Source organism: Polaromonas sp., assembly GCF_031411155.1.
GTDB lineage: Bacteria > Pseudomonadota > Gammaproteobacteria > Burkholderiales > Burkholderiaceae_C > Polaromonas.
The window spans coordinates 1-6,868 of sequence record NZ_JANOAL010000253.1; the positions used below are offsets into that span (position 1 = coordinate 1).

At 61.2% G+C, this 6,868-nt stretch carries 8 protein-coding genes and 1 pseudogene; 8 read left to right on the forward strand and 1 reads right to left on the reverse strand.

Going from position 1 to position 6,868, the window contains the following annotated elements; translation table 11 throughout:
- Positions 1–131: 131 nt before the first annotated feature.
- Positions 132–578 (reverse strand): DUF4149 domain-containing protein, encoded by a 447-nt coding sequence (locus RMO23_RS15250; RefSeq protein ID WP_309683294.1) that lies wholly within the window; start codon positions 576–578, stop codon positions 132–134.
- Positions 579–867: 289 nt separating this feature from the next.
- On the opposite strand from RMO23_RS15250, the gene RMO23_RS15255 reads away from it, so the two are divergent.
- The 8 genes and pseudogenes from RMO23_RS15255 to RMO23_RS15290 form a co-directional block, all read left to right on the forward strand.
- A complete protein-coding gene (locus tag RMO23_RS15255; protein WP_405041614.1) occupies positions 868–1,314 on the forward strand; it encodes an ATP synthase subunit I in 447 nt (148 codons plus the stop codon).
- Between the two features lie 25 nt (positions 1,315–1,339).
- Positions 1,340–2,203, forward strand: coding sequence for a F0F1 ATP synthase subunit A (gene atpB, locus RMO23_RS15260; protein ID WP_309683302.1), 864 nt, complete (start codon positions 1,340–1,342; stop codon positions 2,201–2,203).
- Positions 2,204–2,285: 82 nt separating this feature from the next.
- The gene (atpE, locus tag RMO23_RS15265) at positions 2,286–2,534 is read left to right on the forward strand and encodes a F0F1 ATP synthase subunit C (RefSeq protein WP_180128455.1); all 249 of its coding nucleotides are present in this window, start codon (positions 2,286–2,288) and stop codon (positions 2,532–2,534) included.
- Positions 2,535–2,564: 30 nt separating this feature from the next.
- The gene (locus RMO23_RS15270; RefSeq protein ID WP_309683316.1) at positions 2,565–3,035 is read left to right on the forward strand and encodes a F0F1 ATP synthase subunit B; all 471 of its coding nucleotides are present in this window, start codon (positions 2,565–2,567) and stop codon (positions 3,033–3,035) included.
- Positions 3,036–3,066: 31 nt separating this feature from the next.
- A complete protein-coding gene (locus RMO23_RS15275; protein ID WP_309683318.1) occupies positions 3,067–3,597 on the forward strand; it encodes a F0F1 ATP synthase subunit delta in 531 nt (176 codons plus the stop codon).
- Between the two features lie 59 nt (positions 3,598–3,656).
- Positions 3,657–5,210, forward strand: a complete 1,554-nt coding sequence (gene atpA / locus RMO23_RS15280) for a F0F1 ATP synthase subunit alpha (protein WP_309683321.1) — start codon at positions 3,657–3,659, stop codon at positions 5,208–5,210.
- A 54-nt stretch (positions 5,211–5,264) separates the two neighbouring features.
- The gene (gene atpG / locus RMO23_RS15285; RefSeq protein ID WP_309683324.1) at positions 5,265–6,131 is read left to right on the forward strand and encodes a F0F1 ATP synthase subunit gamma; all 867 of its coding nucleotides are present in this window, start codon (positions 5,265–5,267) and stop codon (positions 6,129–6,131) included.
- A 58-nt stretch (positions 6,132–6,189) separates the two neighbouring features.
- Positions 6,190–6,868 (forward strand): annotated as a pseudogene (locus tag RMO23_RS15290) (F0F1 ATP synthase subunit beta); the annotation flags it as partial.

Sequence of the window (6,868 nt, forward strand, 5' to 3'; positions counted from 1 at the left end):
GCCACCGGTTTGAGCCAGGGGTTGGCCATCAGCACCTCGCGGGTCGGCACCGAGGCTTTGAGGCGGGCGGTCCAGCGCGAGTGGTCCGGAGCCGGTTTGGGGCGCGCTTTCATGGGGCTAGAACAGGCTGCCTATGCCAGAAAAACAACAGCGGCAATCGCCAGCGCACCCAGCACCAGATTAACCAGCGCCAGCGTGGCGATTTGCCCGACCCGGCGGCCGCCCTCGGGCCAGTTGGCCGCGACTACCGCCTGCTTGAGGCGGCGAAACGGGCCGAAATACAGATGGCCGAACAGCGCAAACATCAGCACACCGAGGCCGAACATCAGGTGCCAGCCGGTGGGCGCGTTCTTCATGCCGACGGCCAGCAGCATGGCCAGGCCGGTCAGCAGCAGCACGGCGATGGCCGCCCAAACCAGGGCAAAAAACCGCCCCATCACCTGCGTGATCAGCGGCAGCCGTTGCGGCGGCGTCAGCTGGGCTGCAGCCACCGGGCGCAGCGCAAACAGCATGAAACTGGCACCGCCCAGCCAGACAATGGCGGCGGCAATATGCAGAAATTTGATCAGGGCGGGCATGGGCGTTCTTTCCGGATTGTGCGACAGCGCCTGGCCGACCGGGTCAGGCGCGCAGGCGCTGCAATTGTTGTGTCTGATTGTGGCTCAGGCCGCGTCCCGCCGCAGCCGGGGTTGACCATGGCACCGGCCCCTCAGATTTACACAATACGCTTGCTGGAGCGCAGGGTTTCTACGTATAATCAGGGGCTTTGCTAATAATTGCTTTGTAACCCTGCCGTAATTTGTAATGCACAAAATAGCAAATTCGGCAGACGAGCCGGTCAGGCGCGGTACGGGGTATCCACCTGACATGGATGCGGCGGAGGCGGATTTCAAGCCCCTGACGCGGGAAGAGGCCCAAAAGCTCAGCGCGGCCAAGCCTTCGGTGTCCCCCTGGCGGGTGCTGGCGGGGCAATTGGTGGTGGGGATCCTGGCGGCATTGGCTGGCTGGGGTCTGACCGGGCGGGCTGCCGTGGGCTGGTCGGTGCTGTATGGCGCGCTGGCCGTTGTCATTCCTGGCGCCTTGTTTGCGCGGGGTTTGATGAGCAAGGTGTCGTCCATGAATCCGGGCGCTGCGGTGGCTGGATTTTTTTTGTGGGAAATGGTCAAGATTGGCCTGGTGCTGGCCATGCTGTTTGCCGCGCCCCGGCTGGTTTCGGATTTGAGTTGGCCGGCCATGCTGGTCGGCCTGGTGGTAACAATAAAGGTGGTCTGGCTGGTGCTCTGGCTCCAGTCCAGGCTGAAAAGTCAAGCGTAAGCTACATCAAGAAGAGATTTGAGAGATGAGTGAATCTTCCGGAAGCGCTTTAACCGCGGGTGAGTACATTGGTCACCACCTGACGCATTGGCAAAACAAGCCCATGAGCGGCGTCATCGATTTCTCGGTGTACAACCTTGACTCCATCATCTGGGCCGTGCTGTTGGGCGTGGTCGGCAGCCTTTTCCTGTGGCTGGCTGCAAGGTCTGCAACGGCCGGAGTGCCGGGGCGCTTTCAGGCGGCCGTCGAAATCCTGGTCGAAATGGTCGACACCCAGGCCCGGGGCATCATCAAAAGCGAACACAGCCGCAAGCTGGTCGCTCCGCTGGCCCTGAGCGTGTTTGTCTGGATTTTCCTGATGAATGCGATGGATCTGCTACCGGTTGATTTCCTGCCCAAGGTCTGGGCCTGGATTTTCAGCGCTGCGGGTCATGATCCGGCCCATGCCTACATGCGGGTCGTGCCCACGGCCGATCTGTCCACCACGCTGGGCCTGTCGGTTTCGGTGCTGCTGGTCTGCGTCGCCTACAACATCAAGATCAAGGGCGCGGGCGGCTGGATCCACGAGCTGTTCACGGCCCCGTTTGGCGCGCATCCCCTGCTCTGGCCAGTCAACTTCCTGATGCAGCTGATCGAATTCGCCGCCAAGACCGTGTCGCACGGCATGCGACTGTTTGGCAACATGTACGCGGGCGAACTGGTGTTCATGCTGATCGCGCTCATGGGTGGCGCGGCCGCCATGTCGCTGTCGGGCATTTTGTTGCCGATCGGCCAGATCCTGGCGGGCACGGTCTGGGCCATCTTTCACATTCTGATCATCACCTTGCAGGCCTTCATCTTCATGATGCTGGCGCTGGTGTATGTGGGCCAGGCCCACGATCACCACTAGGTTTTCAGCAGGTTTTTTCGGTCGGGTTTTCTTCCCCTTTTCTTTTGTTTGTTAGTTAATTTAAATCCATAGGAGCTTTTAAATGGAAAACGTACTCGGTTTTGTCGCTTTGGCCGCTGGCCTGATCATTGGCCTGGGCGCTGTTGGCGCATGTATCGGCATCGGCATCATGGGTAGCAAATACCTCGAAGCGGCCGCCCGCCAGCCTGAACTGATGAACGAGCTGCAAACCAAGATGTTCCTGCTCGCAGGCCTGATCGACGCCGCTTTCCTGATCGGTGTCGGTATCGCGATGATGTTCGCGTTTGCCAATCCTTTTGTGCTGAAGTAATCGTCACAACCCTGACAGAAAGGCGTTGCCGTGAGTATTAATGCAACCCTGTTCGTCCAGGCGATCGTTTTCGCGATCCTGGTGTGGTTCACAATGAAATTTGTGTGGCCGCCCATCATGAAAGCGCTGGACGAGCGAGCCCAAAAAATCGCCGACGGCCTTGCCGCTGCCGACAAAGCCAAGTCCGAACTTTCCGTCGCCAACAAGCGCGTGGAAGACGAACTGGTCAAGTCGCGCAACGAGTCGGCCGTGCGTCTGGCCGAGGCCGAGCGCCGTGGCCAGGCCCTGATCGAAGAGGCCAAGGCCAGGGCAACCGAAGAGGGCAGCAAGATTATTGCCGCCGCCAAGGTTGAAGCTGAGCAGCAAACCGTCAAGGCCCGTGAGACGCTGCGCGAGCAGGTCGCCGCACTGGCGGTCAAGGGTGCTGAGCAGATTCTGCGCAAGGAAGTCAATGCCGGTGTGCATGCCGACTTGCTGGGCCGCCTGAAGACTGAACTTTGACTTTGACTGAAACCTTCAAGCGAGCATTACTATGGCCGAACTAGCCACCATTGCCCGACCTTATGCTGAAGCGCTGTTCAAGACCGCCGGGAGCGATCTCGGCGGCACGGCTGTCTGGCTCGATGAGCTGGCAACCATAGCGGGCAACGTCCAGCTGCAGCAATATGCGGGCAATCCCAGCGTCACCGCCGCGCAGACGTTTGACGTAATGTCAGGTGTTGTGCAGGGCAGCCTGCCGGACGCCGCCAGGAACTTCCTGCGCACCGTGATCGACAATGGACGCATCGGCGTCCTGCCGGAAATCGCCAGCCAGTTTCGCGCGCTGAAAAACGCGCACAGCGGTTCGTCCGACGCGACCGTCTACAGCGCCTTTGCGCTGGACGACGCCGCGCTGGCTGATCTGGCGGCAACGCTGGACAAGCGCTTTGGCCGCAAGCTCAACCTCAAGGTCGAGCTGGAGCCGGCCTTGATAGGCGGCGTGCGTGTGGTGGTGGGTGACGAGGTGCTGGACACCTCGGTCAAAGCCCGTTTAGAGCAAATGAAAATGGCGCTGATTGCCTGAGCCTGCGCCCCGCGCAATAGCCAGTTTTTCGCCAACAACCTAGAAAGAAGGAAAGAGTCATGCAACTCAATCCCGCAGAAATTTCTGAACTGATCAAGAGCCGCATCGAAGGCCTGACCGCCAGCGCGGACATCCGTAACCAGGGCACCGTGGTGTCGGTGACCGACGGTATTGTCCGCATCCACGGCCTGTCCGATGTGATGCAGGGCGAGATGCTGGAATTTCCGGCCACCGCCGATGGCACGCCGACCTATGGTCTGGCGCTGAACCTCGAGCGCGACTCGGTCGGCTCGGTGATTCTGGGCGAATACGAGCACCTCGCCGAAGGCGACACCGTCAAGTGCACGGGCCGTATTCTGGAAGTGCCGGTCGGCCCCGAGCTGCTCGGCCGCGTGGTCAATGCGCTGGGTCAGCCGATTGACGGCAAGGGTCCGATCAACGCCAAGATGACCGACGTGATCGAAAAGGTTGCGCCCGGCGTGATCGCCCGTAAATCGGTTGACCAGCCGCTGCAAACCGGCCTGAAATCGATCGACTCCATGGTGCCCGTCGGTCGTGGCCAGCGCGAGCTGATCATTGGCGACCGCCAGACCGGCAAGACCGCCGTCGCGATTGACGCCATCATCAACCAAAAGGGCAAGGGCGTGTACTGCGTCTACGTCGCGATTGGCCAGAAAGCCTCGTCGATCAAGAACGTGGTTCGCTCGCTGGAGCAGGCCGGCGCGATGGAATTCACCATCGTCGTGGCCGCTTCTGCTTCCGAGTCGGCCGCCATGCAGTATGTGAGCGCCTACTCTGGTTGCACCATGGGCGAGTACTTCCGCGATCGCGGTGAAGACGCGCTGATTGTGTATGACGACCTGTCCAAGCAGGCCGTGGCTTACCGCCAGGTGTCGCTGCTGCTGCGCCGCCCGCCAGGCCGCGAAGCCTACCCTGGCGACGTGTTCTATCTGCACAGCCGCCTGCTCGAGCGCGCCGCCCGCGTCAACGAAAAGTATGTCGAAGACTTTACCAAGGGCGAAGTCAAGGGCAAGACCGGTTCCCTGACGGCACTGCCGATCATTGAGACGCAGGCCGGTGACGTGTCCGCTTTCGTTCCGACCAACGTGATTTCGATCACCGACGGCCAGATCTTTCTGGAAACCAGCCTGTTCAACGCCGGTATCCGTCCCGCCATCAACGCCGGCATCTCGGTGTCGCGCGTCGGGGGCGCGGCCCAGACCAAGCTGATCAAGAACCTGTCCGGTGGTATCCGTACCGACCTGGCGCAGTACCGTGAACTGGCCGCCTTTGCGCAGTTTGCCTCTGACCTGGACGAAGCTACCCGCAAGCAGCTGGACCGCGGTGCCCGCGTGACCGAACTGCTCAAGCAGGCCCAGTACTCGCCGCTGTCGATTTCCAACATGGCCGCCACGCTGTTCGCCGTCAACAAGGGCTTCATGGACGATGTCGAAGTCAAGCGCGTGCTGGCCTTTGAAGCCGGCCTGCACGGCTACCTCAAGGACAAGAACGCGGCGCTGATGGCCAAGCTCGAAGCCAACAAGGCCATGGACAAGGATGCCGAGGCGGAACTGAACACGGCCGTGGCCGCGTTCAAGAAGTCGTTTGCCTGAGCCTGCCCTGAAACGCAGCGCTTCTAGACAACATCAGGAACCTTAGGACCCACTATGGCAGCAGGCAAGGAAATACGCGGCAAGATCAAGTCGGTGGAAAACACCAAAAAGATCACCAAAGCCATGGAAATGGTGGCGGCCTCCAAGATGCGCAAGGCACAGGAGCGGATGCGCGCGGCCCGTCCCTATAGCGACAAGATCCGCAACATCACGGCCAACCTGGCGCAAGCCAACCCCGAGTACACCCACGCGTTCATGGAGTCCCACGACGCCAGGACCACCGGCTTCATCGTGGTGACGACCGACAAGGGCCTGTGCGGTGGCTTGAACACCAACGTGCTGCGCGCCGTGACCACCAAGCTCAAGGAACTGCAGGCAGCGGGGCACGACGCGCAGGCGGTGGCGATTGGCAACAAGGGTCTGGGCTTCCTCAACCGCGTTGGCGCCAAGGTGGTGGCCCACGCGACCCAGTTGGGCGACAAGCCGCATCTGGAGAAATTGATCGGCCCCGTCAAGGTGCTGCTCGATGCCTACAGCGAAGGCAAGCTTGAGGCGGTGTACCTGTGCTACACCAAGTTCATCAACACCATGCGCCAGGAGCCGGTGGTCGAGCAGTTGCTGCCGCTGACGGCGGCGCACCTGCAGGCCGACGAGGGCCAGCATGGCTGGGACTACATCTACGAGCCTGATGCGCAGACCGTGATCGACGACCTGCTGGTTCGCTACGTCGAGGCACTGGTCTATCAGGCCGTCGCCGAGAACATGGCGTCCGAGCAATCGGCCCGCATGGTGGCCATGAAGGCCGCCACCGACAACGCCGGCAGCGTGATTGGCGAGCTCAAGCTGGTGTACAACAAAACGCGTCAAGCGGCGATCACGAAAGAGCTTTCGGAAATCGTTGCCGGTGCCGCAGCGGTTTAAGCCGCCACGCCCCATTCAGAAGATTTAAAGAACGTAAAGATCGAAAGAGGATTCAATCATGGCTCAGATTCAAGGCAAGATTGTTCAGTGTATTGGTGCGGTGGTGGACGTGGAATTCGCGCGTGACCAGATGCCCAAGATTTACGATGCGCTCAAAATGGAAGGCTCCGCGCTGACGCTGGAAGTCCAGCAGCAGCTGGGTGACGGCATCGTGCGTACCATCGCCCTGGGCACCTCCGACGGCCTGCGCCGCGGCAACATCGTGTACAACACCGGCGCCAACATCACGGTTCCGGTCGGCAAGGCCACCTTGGGCCGCATCATGGACGTGCTGGGCGCGCCGATTGACGAACGTGGCCCGGTCAGCCAGGAACTCACCGCGCCGATTCACCGCAAGGCCCCGGCTTACGATGAACTGAGCCCGTCGCAGGAACTGCTGGAAACCGGCATCAAGGTGATTGACCTGGTGTGCCCGTTCGCCAAGGGCGGCAAGGTGGGCCTGTTCGGCGGCGCCGGCGTCGGCAAGACCGTGAACATGATGGAACTGATCAACAACATCGCCAAGGCGCACTCGGGCCTGTCGGTATTCGCCGGTGTCGGCGAGCGCACCCGCGAAGGCAACGACTTCTATCACGAGATGGCCGATTCGGGCGTCGTCAACCTCGAGCGGCTCGAAGAGTCGAAGGTCGCGATGGTCTACGGCCAGATGAACGAGCCCCCGGGCAACCGCCTGCGCG